2 protein-coding genes are annotated in these 1949 nt (G+C 68.8%); both read left to right on the top strand.

Translation table 11 applies throughout. The annotated features are described in order from the left end of the window. Positions 1 to 1071 (top strand): UDP-N-acetylmuramate--L-alanine ligase (locus tag AC4IJH_RS43455; RefSeq protein ID WP_490857553.1); only part of this gene is annotated, 1071 nt, incomplete at its 5' end. An 18-nt stretch (positions 1072 to 1089) separates the two neighbouring features. After that, positions 1090 to 1497 carry a peptide-methionine (R)-S-oxide reductase MsrB gene (gene msrB / locus AC4IJH_RS43450; RefSeq protein ID WP_490857552.1) on the top strand — a complete coding sequence of 136 codons (408 nt, stop codon included), beginning with the start codon at positions 1090 to 1092 and terminating at the stop codon, positions 1495 to 1497. The last annotated feature ends 452 nt before the right edge of the window (positions 1498 to 1949 follow it).

Here is a 1949-nt window from a genome sequence, read left to right as displayed (position 1 = left end):
GTGGCCGGCACCCACGGCAAGACGACCACCACCTCCATGCTGGCCGTCTCCCTGGCCACCCTCGGCCTGGACCCGTCCTACGCCATCGGCGGCGACCTGGACGCCCCCGGCTCCAACGCCCTGCACGGCAGCGGCGAGATCTTCGTAGCCGAGGCCGACGAGAGCGACCGCAGCTTCCACAAGTACGCCCCCGAGGTCGCGATCATCCTCAACGTGGAGCTGGACCACCACGCCAACTACGCCTCGATGGACGAGATCTACGAGTCCTTCGAGACCTTCGTCGGCCGCATCCGGCCCGGCGGCACCCTGGTCATCTCCGCCGACCACGCCGGCGCCCGCGAGCTGACCACCCGTATCTCCGGGCGCCACGACATCGAGGTCGTCACCTACGGAGAGGCCGAGGACGCCGACGTACGCGTCCTGAAGATCAACCCGCGCGGCCTGACCAGCGAGGTCACCGTGGCCCTGACCAACGGCAAGATGCTCACCTTCGCCGTCTCCGTCCCCGGCCGCCACTACGCCCTCAACGCCGTTGCCGCCCTCGCCGCGGGCACCGCCCTCGGCCTCGCGCCGCACAACCTGGCCTCCGCGCTCGGCAGCTACACCGGCGTCAAGCGCCGCCTCCAGCTCAAGGGCGAGGCCTCCGGCGTCCAGGTCATCGACTCCTACGCCCACCACCCCACCGAGATGACCGCCGACCTGGAGGCCATCCGGGGCGCCATCGCCGGATCCGGCGGCCGTATCCTCGTCGTCTTCCAGCCGCACCTCTTCTCCCGCACCCAGGAGCTGGGCACGGAGATGGGCCAGTCCCTCGCGCTCGCCGACGCCTCCGTGGTCCTGGACATCTACCCGGCCCGCGAGGACCCGATCCCCGGCATCACCAGCGCCCTGATCATCGACGCGGCCCAGGCAGCGGACGCCGAGGTCGTCGCCGAACACGACAAGGCCGCGATCCCGGACGTCATCGCCGGAATGGCCAAGCCCGGCGACCTTGTTCTCACCATGGGCGCGGGCGACGTCACGGAGCTGGGACCGCAGATCCTGGACCGTCTCGCCCGCCTCGACGGCTGACCCGAGGAGAGACCAGACATGTCGTACGAGATCGACAAGCCCGACGAGCAGTGGCGGGCGGAGCTGACCCCGGCGGAGTACCGCGTCCTGCGCGAGGCCGGCACCGAGCCCGCCTTCGTCGGCGAGTACACCGACACCAAGACGGCGGGCGTCTACTCCTGCCGCGCCTGCGGCGCCGAGCTCTTCCGCTCCGACACCAAGTTCGAGAGCCACTGCGGCTGGCCGTCCTTCTACGACCCGAAGGACTCCGACGCCGTCGAGCTGGTGGCGGACCGCTCCCACGGCATGGTCCGCACGGAGGTCCGCTGCTCGCGCTGCGGCTCCCACCTCGGCCACGTCTTCGAGGGCGAGGGCTACCCGACCCCCACCGACCAGCGCTACTGCATCAACAGCATCTCGCTGCGTCTCACCGCCGACGAGGCCTGACCCGGCAGCGGGCGGTGGACAGCGGGCGGGGGGGGGGGGGGGGGCCCCCCCCCCCTCTCTTGACACGACCTTGGCGCGTCCGTAGCATTCTTCGGGTTGTCCGTTGTGAGTACTGGCTCCGGCCGGTCCCCGGACACGTTCCATAAAGAATCATCCGCAGCGATCGGCCCCGTGCCGTCCCGCTCGCATGCTCTTTTACGGAAACAGGAATCCGCGTTCGCAAGAACGGGTCCCGATTGGCTTCGGGAAGCAGGATTCCGCTAGAGTCTCATTTGCCGAAAGGCGAAAGAGAAATCCCAATTCGACTGGGAATCGGGCCCGAAAGGATCTGATAGAGTCGGAACCGCCGGAAAGGGAAACCCGGAAGGCGAAAACCCCCGCTCCAACAGGGGGCCGGATCGGAAAAACGATCTGGTAAGGTTGGAAACGCAAGACCGAAGGGAAGCGCCCGG

Source organism: Streptomyces sp. UF-297 (genome assembly GCF_058245575.1).
The sequence above is the reverse complement of the archived record's forward strand: the minus strand, read 5'-3'. Positions and strand labels throughout refer to the sequence as shown.

Excerpts from the sequence above, each read along its gene's own strand:
- msrB (WP_490857552.1), top strand. The coding sequence starts at position 1,090 with ATGTCGTACGAGATCGACAAGCCCGACGAGCAGTGGCGGGCGGAGCTG.